The sequence below is a fragment of the Chryseobacterium sp. GM_Chr_2 genome, assembly GCF_026540445.1.
GTDB lineage: Bacteria > Bacteroidota > Bacteroidia > Flavobacteriales > Weeksellaceae > Chryseobacterium.
The window spans coordinates 86,497-99,251 of the sequence record NZ_JALNUD010000015.1 but is presented as its reverse complement, the minus strand read 5'-3'; the positions used below and the strand labels follow the sequence as shown (position 1 = coordinate 99,251).

Here is a 12,755-nt window from a genome sequence, read left to right as displayed (position 1 = left end):
TTTTCAGGAATGATGTGGAAATTATGACGATTAAAGAAGAAAGAATTAGTCTAAATTGGAATTATCAACCCAGTTAAATGCTTAAAAATTCATTTGTCTATCGCCTTTTTTGTCCAGTATTATTTTTTATTTCGTCATAATTTAATCTCAAATTGCTTTGCGACCTAGCTTGATGACTTATACCATTGTAATTATTGAGTTCTGATTTATTAATGATTTTAAATAATCTCAAATTTTCATCCAGCCTTTCTTTAACGTTATCAATATTTTGATTCTGTTTCAATTTTTCATTTTTTTCTTTCTTATACTTCACAATTAAATTCGATTTAGTATCAGGAAGTTCTTCTAGTTTTTTATCTAACTCACTAATTTTATCATCAGTGGTTTTTGTTTGGGCTTCTATTTCTGCAACATTGACTCCTTTTTCAGCTAACAATTCAATTGTTTTTTGCACTTCGGCTTTAGCCAAATCAATTGTTTTCTGGTAAGAAGAAAGTTGGTTTTTCCAATATCCCGAATTTTCACCTTAATCATTTGAATATCCCAAAATCCTGTTATAAGATAGCTCTGCTTTGGTTACCATCTCTTTCACTTTCAGAAATTCATTATGCTTCCTCAGCACCAAGGCTATATCTGCCAAATGCTTATTTTTCTCCATTTCTATCTTTTTCTTCAGGAGTTCAATTTCAATGTTTGCTCTCGTTTCAGGATCAGTTATAATAGAAGTTTTGAGTTCCTGTGTACTTATATCAGAAACATCTAGAACATTCGCCCCTCTCTTCATTGCTTCCAAGTATCTTGCTTGTTTGGATTGTAACTTTTGAAGCATACAAACATCAATACTGTCATTAGTAAGCATAAAGTTTACCCTAACATTTTCGTGCTTATTTCCTTGTCGCCAGGCACGACCTTCAACCTGTCTCAAAGTTGTAAAATTATAGGGAAGAGAAAGCATATACAGATCAGTTGTGTTTTCCTGAAGGTTCATTCCTTCCTGAATCGCTTCACTACCAATGATGATTTTAATTTTTCCTAAATTAAAATCATCCTGAATTTTCAATCTGTTGGGCTTAGTAGTTGCCCCTGTAATCACACCTACTTCTTCTGGTTTATAACCTACTTCAGTTACAAGATAATCCTTTATTTTAAGGAATTCTGAGACCGCTAATTCAGAATAAATGATCTGACCTGAATCAGGAATATCCATTTTATTCCGTCGTATGAGATTAATTGTTTCATTCAGCTTAGGAGAATTTTCAATAAATTCTTTTACTGAAGGTAATTCTCCATTATAATAGGGTGACAGGTATGGTGAAATTGCTATAAGCCTCGCATTTAGAATATGAGTTAAAATTGCACCTTTTTGAGTATCATCAAAGTTATCTGTTAGTAAGTCATACTGTTCTTCGGTTAAATCATTTTGTTCAATTTTATATTCTTTGTTGATTTTATTGGGACGAATCAATTCAGGGTTATCCTCCTCCCCCTTTATATCAATAAACTCAGATAATACCCAAAAAGATTTTTTTCAGCCTTGACAACGGAATAGATTTGCTATAGAAAATCTGATAAGCTACCAAGTCACATTGAAATATTGTCTGCTTGCAGAATAATATTAAAGTGTAAAATATTAGAACTAAGGATAAATAGTTGAAAACCTTAAAAAAAGAGCGGTAATTAAGATTAAATCAATTCATTTACGGCAATAAAAAAAGCTGCCCATTTATTTGGACAGCTTTGTATATCATCTTTCTAATTATACGGATGAATCATAATAATTTAATCAATTTCAATACTGCTAAATGCTTTCTCCATAGCAAAATCTTTAACATCAGGTACTTTTAACCCTTCTGCCCTGATTACGCTTACATCGGTCATCCCCAGAAATCCTAAAAAGGCTTTAAGATAAGTGGCTACAAAATCGTTGTCTTTCCCGGGTCCTTCAGAATAGATACCTCCTGAAGACATTGCGATATAGACTTTTTTACCTATAATCTTCCCTACGGGACGACCATCATCACCGTAACCGAAAGTAATCCCAGCTCTTGTTATATGGTTTATCCAGGCTTTCAATGAACTGTGGATGGTAAAGTTGATTAAAGGTGCTCCGATGACAATGATATCTGAATTTAAAAGCTGTTGAGTGAGTTGATCTGAAAGATGAATTAACTCCCTTTGCTCTTCTGTTAACTGGTTTGAAGGAATAAAAAAAGTCTGAAGAACCTCAGGAGTCAGATGCGGCATTTGTGTTTCTACCAAATCCAATTCTTCTACTGTACTTCCTGGATATTTGCTGATAACTTCATTAACGATTTCATTGCCTAATTTAATGCTATACGAAGAGTTGCCCAAGAGGCTTGATTTTAAATGTAACATACGTTTCATTTTGATGTAATTTCTAAAATTTTAATGGGACAAAGTTAGGTTGACCCGCTATATTTTAGATAGCAGTTACCTAAAGGAAAGTAGTTACTTTTAGGAAAGTGATTATCTTTGCATTAATGAAAACAACAGAAAATCAAGCTCTTCCAAGTCCTGCGGAATGCCAGTCTTCACTTAAAAATGTGATTGATGCCATGTACGTTTTGAACGGAAGATGGAAACTGCCGTTAATTCTCTGCCTTATTAATAATCCAAAGAGATATGGAAGGTATTTCCCCGAAGGTTTTGTCTAATGAACTCAAATCTCTTGAGCTCAATTTCTTTATTGAAAGAAAAGTATATCCTACAACTCCTGTAACGATCACCTACGAAGCTACTGAGTACACAAGAACATTAAAAAATGTACTCTCAGAATTAAGTATCTGGGGAGAACAGCACCGAAACAAGCTTAAAGAAACTCTTTGATACAAGGTCTAAAACAATAAATCTAATAATCTTCAATTGGGCTTCAACTAGTCTTGATTGGGATACACCCGTTGTTATTTTAATATCCAACTTTGCTTCATCAATTTTAAAACATTAAAATAATGCAGAACAATGAAAATAAAGTAGCACTGGTATCGGGTGCCAATACCGGTGTGGGATTTCAAATTGCTAAAGCCCTTGTAGAGAACGGTTACATTGTATATGTAGGTTCTCGTGACCTTAGAAAAGGTGAAACGGCTGTTGAAGAACTGGGTGGATCAGCAAAAGCGATTCAGCTGGATATTACAGATTCAGATTCTATCAATGCAGCTGTGAAGATCATCGAAAAAGAACATGGCTATCTAACCTTGTTGGTTAACAATGCTGCAGTCTCTCATACTGGATTATCAGGACGCACGATGGAGGAAATTTTGGGTGCGCAACGTGCGAGTATTGCACCAATCAGCGAGCTTAAGACGGTTTGGGATACGAATGTATTCGGAACATTAGCATTGACGCAGGCATTTTTGCTTCTGTTGCATCAAGCAGACAGCGCAAGGATTGTAACCGTTTCCAGTGCTTTAGGCTCACTTGGCATTAATTCTAATCCGGAAAATCCTTACCGCTCAAATTTTGATGCAGTCTATGGCGCATCGAAAACGGCACTTAATGGAATTTTTCTTTCGCTGGCTATAGAATTGGAAGACACTAATATCAAAGTTCATTTGGTAAGCCCTGGATTTACGGCCACAGCGCTTAATAATTTTCAGGGAACGGATTCAGTAGAAGAAGGCTCAAAAGAACCGATCAGAGTTGCTCTGGCTGAATATCTTCCGACCGGAAGCTTTACAGGTCCTGCTGATTTCAGTGGAGAAGATAATGTTCTTCCGTGGTAGTTTTAACATAAAACCTATGATCTTTGGTCATAGGTTTTTTATACATTTATAGTATGAAATCCAAAGACGATAAATTGGTACACTTCATCTCGATATCAGAAAGCCATCAGGCTTTCGGACTGCCTGCACCGCAACATCCGCTGATCAGTCTTGTCCATTTTAACAAGGATAATCCTTTTAATACGGCTATGGCACCAATCTATGATATCCTGAGCTTTTATAAGATCACCTTCATCACCAGGAATAAAGGAAGATTAAAGTATGGCAGGAATTACTATGATTACGATGAAGGCAGTATGTTGTTCCTCGCACCTGACCAACTGGTGGGAAGCACCGATTACAATAGTGAGACCTATTGCTATATTTTACTGATCCATCCTGACTTCCTATTGGGTCATCCCATCGCACGAAAAATAAAACAATACAGCTACTTTTCTTATGCCTCCAACGAGGCGCTTCATCTTTCGGACAGTGAAAAGGAAATCATTCTATCAGTTTATCGAATCATGGAGCAGGAACTGAACAGCCGCGTAGATGAGTTCAGTCAAGAAGTAGTAATTGCCCAGTTGGAATTGTTGCTAAGCTATGTCAACAGGTTCTACAAAAGGCAGTTTATCACCAGAAAAGTGGCTAATAACGATATCCTTCAAAAAACTGAAAGTATCCTTGAGGATTATCTCAATAATCAACTATCGTTGCACCAGGGTCTTCCAACTGTGCAATATGTGGCGGATCAGCTTAAAATCTCATCCGGATATCTGAGCGATCTCTTGCGCTCACTAATTGGACAGAATGCCCAGCAGTATATCCGAGGTAAAGTCATTGAAAAAGCAAAGGAGCGATTGACCAACACCAATCTAACAGTAGCTGAGATCGCTTATGAATTGGGATTTGAGCATCTACAGTCTTTCAGCAAGATGTTCAGGGTAAGGACGGGTCTCTCGCCTTTGGAATTTCGAAATTCATTTGAATGATATATATTTTGAAATCCATACTTTTTGGTAATATATTCATTATAAAATTATAAGTAAAGAGTTCTTCATCTGATGGCATTACATCTTACCATTACTAAAAAAGCATTGATTTAACTGTATTGTCAAATCAATGCTTTGATAGATTAAATTATACAAATTGTATTTTATCTCTAATATTTATAACAATTAAACTGTTGGTGACGCCCCGCCATCGACAGAAATATTAGCACCTGTTATATACAATCCTTCTGAAGAAGCCAAGAAAGCCACTGTATTGGCAATCTCTTCAGGCTCAGCCATTCTTCCAATTGGCACACCAACAGCATCAATCACATTCTGGAAAGATTCTTCAAAAGTAGTTCCTGACTGCTGAGCAATATTTTCAATAAAATCATTCATTAACGGGGTTCTTACAACACCCGGGGATACACTATTCACTCTTATTCCTTTAGACCCTACTTCATTTGCCAATGCTTTACTATAAGCATTTAATGCAGCTTTCGCTGATGAATATGACATGGTCATTTCCCAGATGGGCTGTTTGGCTGCTCCTGTCGAAATATTGATGATGATACCTTCCTTTTGTTCAAGCATTGTGGGTAGTAAGGCTTTGTTCATACGAACAACTGACATGAAATTAAGTTCCCAGTCTTTTAACCAGTGCTCATCTTCCAATGTATTAAAGCCTCCACCGGGGCTTAAATTAGCTCCGGCATTGTTAACGATAATATCTATTTTACCGTATTTTTCCAGGATCTCCTTTGCAATTTTTTCTGCGCTGTCTGCCTGAGTAAGATCAGCAGCAATAAAATGATAGCTGTTAGCGTTGTCGTTTGCTTCTGTACGGGCAGTTGTTATAACAATTGCTCCACTAGCACTAAGTTTATCCGCAATTGCTTTACCTATCCCTTTAGTTCCGCCTGTTACTAAGGCTACCTTTCCTTTTAAAGAATCATACATAATTAATTATATTTAAAAATTATGTTGCAAATCTATTTCCATTACTTTACTTTTGCAAGTAGTTACACGATTGTATATTAGCAACACCAAAGTAACTTTTACTGGAAATCATACAGTTATGGAAAAAGAAATTATTGAAAAAACGGAAAATAAATGTGAGCTTCAGAAAATCCTTGATATTATTGGCGGAAAATGGTCAATGTCCATTATTTATGCGCTGATTCCTGAAAAAAGGCGTTTCAAAGAACTGGAAAGAATGATTCCTGGTATCAGTACAAGAATGCTGGTGAAAGAACTAAAGAATATGGAAGAAAACGGCATCGTAACCCGTACAGCTTTTGCTACTGTACCACCGACCGTTGAATATAATTTAACTGCTAAAGGAAGAAAACTTGAGCCTATTATTAATGATCTTTATCAATGGGGATTGGAGTATATCAATTAGCATCCTGATTAAAAATGTATTTGCCAATAAATAAATTAGAATATATCTGTATTCAACCCGATGAACCGCTAACCAATATCGTGGAAAGTATCTGGATGGCAAAAAACCATTCTGATGAAGAAAAAGAAGGTATTATAGTTCCAGATGGAAAAATAGATTTATTTCTGTTAGCCGATGAAAATGGAAATTTTGAAATTTTCGTTTCCGGAGTATGTTCTGCTCCGATCACTAAACCTCCATTTCCCAAATCTACAATGTTTGCAATCAGCTTTTATCCCATCGCTGCCGAACATATTTTCAAACAATCTTTTGCGGATTTAAATAACACGAAGAAAACACTGCCGTCAGATTACTGGGGATTTTCAAGAGATGACCTGAACGATTTCAACCAATTTTACCATAAAACTTTTAAGATCATTTCTTCGCTATTATCTAAAGAAATAGACGACAGAAAAAAGAAATTATTTAAACTCATTTATGCTTCTAAAGGAGAAATTACTGTAAAAGAACTCGAAGAAAATGTTTTTTGGAGTAGCAGACAAATGAACCGTTATTTCAATAAATGGTTAGGCGTAACGCTTAAATCCTATCTCAATATTATCCGTTTCTCCAACTCATTAAAACAATTAAAAAATGGGGATTTCTACCCTCAACTCGATTATGCAGACCAATCTCATTTTATCAGGGAAGTAAAGAAGTTTGCAGGAGTAAAACCAATTATCTTAAATAAAAACGAAAACGACCGATTTATCCAATTGAGTCTGATGCCTGAAAAGTAATTTTGCTCTGTAATTAAGAACAAGAACAAAATGAATTTAAACCACATCAACATCGTTGTACAAGATGTAAATAAAGCTGTAAATTTATTTACAAAAAATTTAGGTTGTAGTTTAATTGTCAATCGAAACAACAAAATGGCAGTTCTGGAAAACGACCATAATTTTGCATTAGTTGTTTGGGGACAGGAATTGAACCACAAGGAAAATATGCCTGAATATCCGGAGAACTTCCACATCGGATTTTATCAGAATGATGAGCAAGCAGTTTGGGATGTCTATGAAAAGCTAAAAACAGAAGCTGACTTACAATTTGAAAGTGAACCTAAGAAAATCAGGAACACGTTCGGTTTCTATTTCTTTTTTGAAAAGTTGCTGATAGAAATAAGTGTTAATCCAATCAAGGGTAATATTGCATAATATAGCTAACAGCTGCCAATAGACCACCGAATTTAAGATCACATAAATAAAAATTACTATCTCTATTTTAGGGAAGATTATAGACAGGACGACTACGGTCGTCTTTCTTATTTGGTTTTAAATTCAGTAGGTCTCATATTGGTCAGTTGGTGAAAATTATTGCTAAAAGCAGATATGTTCGAATAACCGATTTCATAGGCAATCTCGGTAATGTTCAGATCTGTATCTTTTATCAATTCCATCGCTTTGATAATACGCAGCATCTTTAAGTATTGAACAAAAGTAATATGTAATTTCGTTTGGAATAATCTGGTCAGACTTCTCACACTCATTCCTGATTGCTGAGCAATACTATCTAAATTTAGATTTTCATTTAACCGATTTCTAAAACTGTCTATTATGACATTGAGCCGTTGATCGTCCGTTGTGGGAAGTTGAATGGAGAATTTTTTGAGATTTTCCTTTGATAATACATTCTTAAGCATGGATAGAAATTCAAATTCCCACGAACCTTTGTAATAATCACCTTGCCATTTCTCACTAAATGAGAGCATCTCCGCCAGCAACTTGCTCACAGGATAAATACCCAGTTCATCATAAAAACCGCTCACTTTTTTTTCTGGAAAGTAAATATTGATGATATACAGATCCTGTGTGTTGAACATCAGATTGTGCGGATAGTTTTTGGGTATCCAGATATAATGATTGGATGGAATATAGAAATCCTTTTCGGCTGTTTGCAAGTAAGCAATCCCACCATACACTAATAATAACTGAGCCTTATCGTGCTGATGAGCAGGTAAACGCTGTTCCGTCTGTTGTCTCATCACGAGGATTGAATCGGGATTTTTATCCACACTACTTATTAATTGACTAAGTATATCCATATGGCCAAATATAGCAAATATTAGGCTAATTATATAAAAATGAAGCGGAGTGTGTTGAATAATTTTGCAGTATTAATAGTACCAGAATTATTATGAAACGTAAAATCATAAAACCCGACAAAGATTTTGAACTTGAAGCACAAGTCAAAAAATCCGAAAATAAATTACCTCGTACAAATGAAGAAATTGATAAAGCCAACATTTACTGGCTGTCTTGTGCTTATTCCAGTCCATTTATGCCAATGGTCGATTTAAGCTTTGCTTTTGAGGAGTTGAAAAAGATGCTAAAGCAATGGTTAGCAAAGAAAGATACTATCATTTATAAAAAGAAAGCTCATGAAACGATATAAAACTACCCGGATTTTGAGCATACTGTTACTGTTATCTACACAGTGTATTTATGCTCAGTATACAGAAAAAGTCCAACCCTTAAGTTTGGAAGAAATATGGAAAGTTGCGGAAATAAATAACCGACAACTGAAACTATCTGACATGAATTATCAGCAAAGTAAAATAGAAATATTGGAAGCCAAAGACCGTTTATTACCGGAACTTTCAGTCGGTGGAGACGTAAAACTCAACTCCAAATTTCTGATTTATGACAATGGATTCTTCTCTTCTCCGCAGAATGTGCCTATAAAAAGATATGGATACGGAGTAGGTTACAATTTAAACTTTACCCTATCCAATGGTGGTAAGGATAAAAGGAACATCGTCATGAAAAAGGAAGAGGAGACACGGAAACAATATGAAGTGGATCTGCAAAAGCACAGTGTAAAATACAATGTTACAGTTGTTTATTTTGATTTATATAAGTTTTTGCATTTCTATGATTTTCTTAATGCAGAGATTGAAGCAGAAAAAAAACAATTGAGATTGATAGAAAGTCTGCATAAAAACGGTATCGTTCTAAAAAGTGATGTACTGAGAACTTCCGTGAAATTGTCTCAACTGGAACTTAATCTTTCCGATGTGACGAAGAAGATTGAAATAGCTAAACAAAGGCTCAATATACTGATGGGGCGTGTAAATGATACGGAGCTGGTGATCAAATACGAAGATGCAATTGAATTAAACGCTATCACAGATGGTAACTACAATGATTATGTAAACATTGCTTTCAACAAATCTCCAGAGTTTAAAATGGCTGATAGTGATATCAAATGGAGTGAACTGAATGTAAAGCAAATGAAAGCTACACTATTGCCCAAAGTTTCTTTGTACTCTAATTATAATTACAACTATCCACAGATTTCCTTTTATCCGTACTCAAATGACCTGTGGGGATTTGGTCAGACAGGAATTAAAGTACAGTATTCGATTGATAATTTGTACAAAAGTAAACATACCATTGCTCGTGCCCAGGTTCTCAGCAATCAGGCTAAGGAAAAAGCTGAAATAAAGAAGGACGAAATCTCCCTTCAGGTAAAAGAAGCTTATTTACAGCAACAACAGGCTTTGGAGAGCGAGGAAATGGCAGAACAAAATATCATTAAAACGACTGAAACTGTCCGTGTTATCAGAAGTAGTTACTTAAATCAGGAATCGCTACTGACCGATCTTTTGGAAGCAGAAAACGCTTTATTAGAAGCAAAATTTAATCTGACAACCGCACAGACAAACGTAAAAGTAACCCATATCAAACTATTGGCAATTATAGGAATTCTTTAATACAACTATTATGAACAAAAATAAAACAGATAAAATTATTGTAAGCCTAACCAAATGGTTTGGTATCGCATTATTCGTAGGGATCATTATTTGGGGAGCTACCTATTTCTTTAAAGGATATCGCTATGAACAAACTAATGATGCACAGGTAGATGCTTATCTCTCTCCGATAAACGCAAAAGTGGGTGGCTATATAAAAAAAATATATTACAAAGACAATCAGCTTGTTAAAAAAGGGGATACGCTTGTTGTCATTGAATTGGACGAGTATGGCCTGAAAAAAGAGGCTGCATCAGCAGAGCTTATGAGTTCATACGCCAAATTACCTATTTTGACCGCAAACGAAGAAACACAACTTAAAAGTATTGAGGTTATAAACGCACAATTGGCAGGAGCGAAAGCGAGATTGGACCAGCAGCAAAAAGAATTTGACCGCTATAAAAATCTACTGGCGGATGAATCTACCACCCAACAAAAATTCGACAAAATCAGTGCTTCTTTATCCATTGCACAGTCAGATTATGATCAGGCTAAAGCTTCTTTACAAGTAGCAGAATCCAAATTGAATGATTTTAAAGCTCAACAGCATGCGATACAGACAGAGATAAAAATCAAAGAAACACTTCTTCAAAGACAGGAATTGGAAATTGGATATACGGTTATCACTGCACCTTTTGATGGACAAATTGGTAAAAAGACCATTCAGGAAGGTCAACTGGTACAAGCTGGACAAACATTGGCATTTTTAGTGAACAAAGCGGAGCAAAAATGGGTGATTGCCAATTTTAAGGAAACACAGATTGGCAACTTCAAAATCGGGCAGGCAGTATCCATAGAAGCTGATGCTTTTCCGAATGAAAAATTCAATGGTACCATCGAATCACTTTCCCCAACTACAGGTTCACGTTATTCATTGTTACCTCCAGATAATGCTACAGGTAATTTTGTCAAAATCATCCAACGGATTCCTGTAAGAATTAAACTGACTGATACGCCTGAAAAATTAGGAAAACTCTCTGCCGGAATGAATGCTAATGTTTATGTTTTAAAAGATTAATAATGCAAGCACATAAAATACCTATTTTCAAATACTGGGTATCAGAATGGGTGGCGAGATCCGTCATATTTTCTATCCTGATGACCTGTCTGTTTAGCTTTTCTTTTTACAGCAGTCCTATTGCAACGATGGGATTTTACGGCATACAACCTACAGATGTGCAATATGGTATGGTAGTCATGTATGGTTCTACCGTTGCTTTCTTAGCATTGGATTTCCGTATAGTAAAATATTTTGCGCCAAGGAAATATTTACTGATTGCTATTTCTGTAAATGCAATATGCTCCGTTATTTGCTTTCATTTCAAAAACTGGACATTGTTTGTTATTTGCCAGTTTTTTCAAGGGATTACCTGTGCATTGATGTCAGGTATCGTCTTACAAATGATTTTTCCAAGATTACAGTCTGTACGTGCCCGTGTAATTGCTTTTAGTCTACTGTATGGCAGCATACAGATTGCCGTTCCTTCTTATTCTATTTTTACCAGCGTTGTTATTCATTTCTTTGATTTTAACTGGCTATTCTACGGATTTATTGTCATACTCATGATTCTAACAATTACTGTATTGCTAACAATGAACAGTAAAGCCAGGTTTACCAAAAAGATACCACTTTATCAGGTAGATTGGATGGGCTATCTGTTTTACGTATCTTTTATCTTAATCATGGGATACATTCTAGTGTACGGACGACAATTAGGATGGTTCGGTAGTTCATTAATTACTAGTCTTAGTGTAATCAATCTAATTATTCTTTCGCTTTTCATCATTAGAGAATTGAAGCTTAAACGACCTTTAATTAACTTACAGATTTTCAAGACAAAGAATTTTGTCATTGGCCTATTACTACTTTTTACATTTTATATTTTTAAAGGAAGTACAGGACTTGCTTATGGCTATCTTGAAGTAATTTTAGGAAATGACCCACTGAGCACCATTCCTATATGGACGGCTGTAATTTTTGGAACTACACTAAGTATGTTCATTACTTCCAGATTTATCTTGATGGGTTACAACTTGATAAGAATGATTATTATTGGCTTTGGAATAATGGCGATCTATTATGTTTATATGATACTATTTGTTTCTGTACAGGGCGAAACAATTGATTTCATTCTACCGATGTTTATTTATGGTGTGGCAACAGGAGTCTTATTTGTTCCGATTGTATCATTTACCGCTTCATCGGCGCCTCTCAAAATTGCGATCAATGCATCGCTTGTTGGTATATTGGCTAGGTTTATAGGGTTTACGGCTAGTCTGGCATTGAATAACGAACTTCAATTATTTGCAAAATCAGGAGTTCGAGAAAAGATCCGGGAATCACTCACGGAAACCAACCCTCAATTACCAACTGTCTTACTGGATATTCAAAATCAATACATGAATGCAGGTAGCGATATCTATACCTCAAAAGCAGTATCCACAGGCTATTTCAATCAAATGGTAGGACATCAGATATTGGCTCGTGCTACTAGAGATTATTATGATTTGATGCTAACGGCTGTGATTTTCGTCATCGTTATTTTACTATTATTACCTCACATTCAAAATGTTGTTTTGAGATTAAGAAAAGGTAATATGCCTTATTGAAAATCATATTTTGAATGTATTTAAAGTTTCTTATGGATGAATTTAAGATCAAGACAAGAATACGGGTAAAAAAAAAACTGAAAAACATGGAAGAAAACGACATCGTAACCCGTACAGCTTTTGCCACTGCTCAACCGGCCGTTGAATATAATTTAACTGCTAAAGGAAGGAAACTTGAGCCTATCTTTTTTCTACCTGCCCAAAAGTTCGTATTTTAAACAATAAATAAC

17 protein-coding genes are annotated in these 12,755 nt (G+C 35.4%); 12 read left to right on the top strand and 5 right to left on the bottom strand.

The window, feature by feature from the left end; all coding sequences use genetic code 11:
* Positions 1 to 97 precede the first annotated feature (97 nt).
* The 3 genes from OXQ85_RS20735 to OXQ85_RS19345 all read right to left on the bottom strand — a co-directional run bounded on the left by OXQ85_RS20735 (position 98) and on the right by OXQ85_RS19345 (position 2,376).
* A complete protein-coding gene (locus tag OXQ85_RS20735; RefSeq protein ID WP_346659722.1) occupies positions 98 to 469 on the bottom strand; it encodes a hypothetical protein in 372 nt (123 codons plus the stop codon).
* A 57-nt stretch (positions 470 to 526) separates the two neighbouring features.
* Complete coding sequence (locus OXQ85_RS19350) at positions 527 to 1,465, bottom strand: helicase C-terminal domain-containing protein (protein ID WP_346659721.1); 939 nt, start codon at positions 1,463 to 1,465, stop codon at positions 527 to 529.
* A 314-nt stretch (positions 1,466 to 1,779) separates the two neighbouring features.
* Complete coding sequence (locus OXQ85_RS19345) at positions 1,780 to 2,376, bottom strand: NAD(P)H-dependent oxidoreductase (protein WP_267406603.1); 597 nt, start codon at positions 2,374 to 2,376, stop codon at positions 1,780 to 1,782.
* Between the two features lie 125 nt (positions 2,377 to 2,501).
* Here OXQ85_RS19345 and OXQ85_RS19340 point away from each other — a divergent pair, with 125 nt between their 5' ends.
* The 4 genes from OXQ85_RS19340 to OXQ85_RS19325 all read left to right on the top strand — a co-directional run bounded on the left by OXQ85_RS19340 (position 2,502) and on the right by OXQ85_RS19325 (position 4,717).
* On the top strand, positions 2,502 to 2,675 hold the full coding sequence (locus tag OXQ85_RS19340; RefSeq protein WP_267406602.1) for a hypothetical protein: 174 nt from the start codon (positions 2,502 to 2,504) through the stop codon (positions 2,673 to 2,675).
* Positions 2,644 to 2,847 (top strand): helix-turn-helix domain-containing protein, encoded by a 204-nt coding sequence (locus OXQ85_RS19335; RefSeq protein WP_267406601.1) that lies wholly within the window; start codon positions 2,644 to 2,646, stop codon positions 2,845 to 2,847. Before OXQ85_RS19340 ends, OXQ85_RS19335 begins: the two co-directional genes overlap by 32 nt.
* A gap of 122 nt (positions 2,848 to 2,969) precedes the next feature.
* Entirely contained in the window at positions 2,970 to 3,743 is a 774-nt protein-coding gene (locus OXQ85_RS19330; protein ID WP_267406600.1) for an SDR family NAD(P)-dependent oxidoreductase, read from the top strand.
* 53 nt (positions 3,744 to 3,796) lie between these two features.
* A complete protein-coding gene (locus OXQ85_RS19325) occupies positions 3,797 to 4,717 on the top strand; it encodes a helix-turn-helix domain-containing protein (protein ID WP_267406599.1) in 921 nt (306 codons plus the stop codon).
* A 186-nt stretch (positions 4,718 to 4,903) separates the two neighbouring features.
* Here the strand turns inward: OXQ85_RS19325 and OXQ85_RS19320 are convergent, their stop codons facing one another.
* Entirely contained in the window at positions 4,904 to 5,677 is a 774-nt protein-coding gene (locus tag OXQ85_RS19320; RefSeq protein WP_267406598.1) for an SDR family oxidoreductase, read from the bottom strand.
* 118 nt (positions 5,678 to 5,795) lie between these two features.
* Between OXQ85_RS19320 and OXQ85_RS19315 the strand changes: the two genes are divergently transcribed.
* From OXQ85_RS19315 to OXQ85_RS19305, 3 genes are read left to right on the top strand one after another with little or no spacing between them, the layout of a single operon-like run.
* Positions 5,796 to 6,122 (top strand): helix-turn-helix domain-containing protein, encoded by a 327-nt coding sequence (locus OXQ85_RS19315; protein ID WP_259113264.1) that lies wholly within the window; start codon positions 5,796 to 5,798, stop codon positions 6,120 to 6,122.
* Between the two features lie 14 nt (positions 6,123 to 6,136).
* Positions 6,137 to 6,901, top strand: a complete 765-nt coding sequence (locus OXQ85_RS19310; RefSeq protein WP_267406595.1) for an AraC family transcriptional regulator — start codon at positions 6,137 to 6,139, stop codon at positions 6,899 to 6,901.
* A 30-nt stretch (positions 6,902 to 6,931) separates the two neighbouring features.
* A complete protein-coding gene (locus OXQ85_RS19305) occupies positions 6,932 to 7,318 on the top strand; it encodes a VOC family protein (protein WP_267406593.1) in 387 nt (128 codons plus the stop codon).
* Positions 7,319 to 7,425: 107 nt separating this feature from the next.
* Here OXQ85_RS19305 and OXQ85_RS19300 read toward each other — a convergent pair whose 3' ends face one another.
* Positions 7,426 to 8,205, bottom strand: coding sequence for an AraC family transcriptional regulator (locus tag OXQ85_RS19300; protein ID WP_267406592.1), 780 nt, complete (start codon positions 8,203 to 8,205; stop codon positions 7,426 to 7,428).
* Between the two features lie 92 nt (positions 8,206 to 8,297).
* Between OXQ85_RS19300 and OXQ85_RS19295 the strand changes: the two genes are divergently transcribed.
* From OXQ85_RS19295 to OXQ85_RS19275, 5 genes are read left to right on the top strand one after another with little or no spacing between them, the layout of a single operon-like run.
* On the top strand, positions 8,298 to 8,555 hold the full coding sequence (locus OXQ85_RS19295; protein ID WP_267406591.1) for a hypothetical protein: 258 nt from the start codon (positions 8,298 to 8,300) through the stop codon (positions 8,553 to 8,555).
* Between the two features lie 13 nt (positions 8,556 to 8,568).
* On the top strand, positions 8,569 to 9,876 hold the full coding sequence (locus OXQ85_RS19290; protein WP_267406589.1) for a TolC family protein: 1,308 nt from the start codon (positions 8,569 to 8,571) through the stop codon (positions 9,874 to 9,876).
* A 10-nt stretch (positions 9,877 to 9,886) separates the two neighbouring features.
* Positions 9,887 to 10,933, top strand: coding sequence for an HlyD family secretion protein (locus tag OXQ85_RS19285; protein ID WP_267406588.1), 1,047 nt, complete (start codon positions 9,887 to 9,889; stop codon positions 10,931 to 10,933).
* Between the two features lie 2 nt (positions 10,934 to 10,935).
* Positions 10,936 to 12,525, top strand: coding sequence for an MFS transporter (locus OXQ85_RS19280; RefSeq protein WP_267406587.1), 1,590 nt, complete (start codon positions 10,936 to 10,938; stop codon positions 12,523 to 12,525).
* 14 nt (positions 12,526 to 12,539) lie between these two features.
* On the top strand, positions 12,540 to 12,743 hold the full coding sequence (locus OXQ85_RS19275; protein ID WP_346659720.1) for a winged helix-turn-helix transcriptional regulator: 204 nt from the start codon (positions 12,540 to 12,542) through the stop codon (positions 12,741 to 12,743).
* The last annotated feature ends 12 nt before the right edge of the window (positions 12,744 to 12,755 follow it).

Bases quoted from the DNA above. Each gene is read 5' to 3' on its own strand.
- OXQ85_RS19315 (WP_259113264.1), top strand. From the start codon at position 5,796: ATGGAAAAAGAAATTATTGAAAAAACGGAAAATAAATGTGAGCTTCAG.
- OXQ85_RS19305 (WP_267406593.1), top strand. From the start codon at position 6,932: ATGAATTTAAACCACATCAACATCGTTGTACAAGATGTAAATAAAGCT.
- OXQ85_RS19295 (WP_267406591.1), top strand. From the start codon at position 8,298: ATGAAACGTAAAATCATAAAACCCGACAAAGATTTTGAACTTGAAGCA.
- OXQ85_RS19325 (WP_267406599.1), top strand. From the start codon at position 3,797: ATGAAATCCAAAGACGATAAATTGGTACACTTCATCTCGATATCAGAA.
- OXQ85_RS19335 (WP_267406601.1), top strand. From the start codon at position 2,644: ATGGAAGGTATTTCCCCGAAGGTTTTGTCTAATGAACTCAAATCTCTT.
- OXQ85_RS19275 (WP_346659720.1), top strand. From the start codon at position 12,540: ATGTATTTAAAGTTTCTTATGGATGAATTTAAGATCAAGACAAGAATA.
- OXQ85_RS19280 (WP_267406587.1), top strand. From the start codon at position 10,936: ATGCAAGCACATAAAATACCTATTTTCAAATACTGGGTATCAGAATGG.
- OXQ85_RS19310 (WP_267406595.1), top strand. From the start codon at position 6,137: ATGTATTTGCCAATAAATAAATTAGAATATATCTGTATTCAACCCGAT.
- OXQ85_RS19340 (WP_267406602.1), top strand. From the start codon at position 2,502: ATGAAAACAACAGAAAATCAAGCTCTTCCAAGTCCTGCGGAATGCCAG.
- OXQ85_RS19300 (WP_267406592.1), bottom strand. From the start codon at position 8,205: ATGGATATACTTAGTCAATTAATAAGTAGTGTGGATAAAAATCCCGAT.
- OXQ85_RS19320 (WP_267406598.1), bottom strand. From the start codon at position 5,677: ATGTATGATTCTTTAAAAGGAAAGGTAGCCTTAGTAACAGGCGGAACT.
- OXQ85_RS19345 (WP_267406603.1), bottom strand. From the start codon at position 2,376: ATGTTACATTTAAAATCAAGCCTCTTGGGCAACTCTTCGTATAGCATT.
- OXQ85_RS19285 (WP_267406588.1), top strand. From the start codon at position 9,887: ATGAACAAAAATAAAACAGATAAAATTATTGTAAGCCTAACCAAATGG.
- OXQ85_RS19330 (WP_267406600.1), top strand. From the start codon at position 2,970: ATGCAGAACAATGAAAATAAAGTAGCACTGGTATCGGGTGCCAATACC.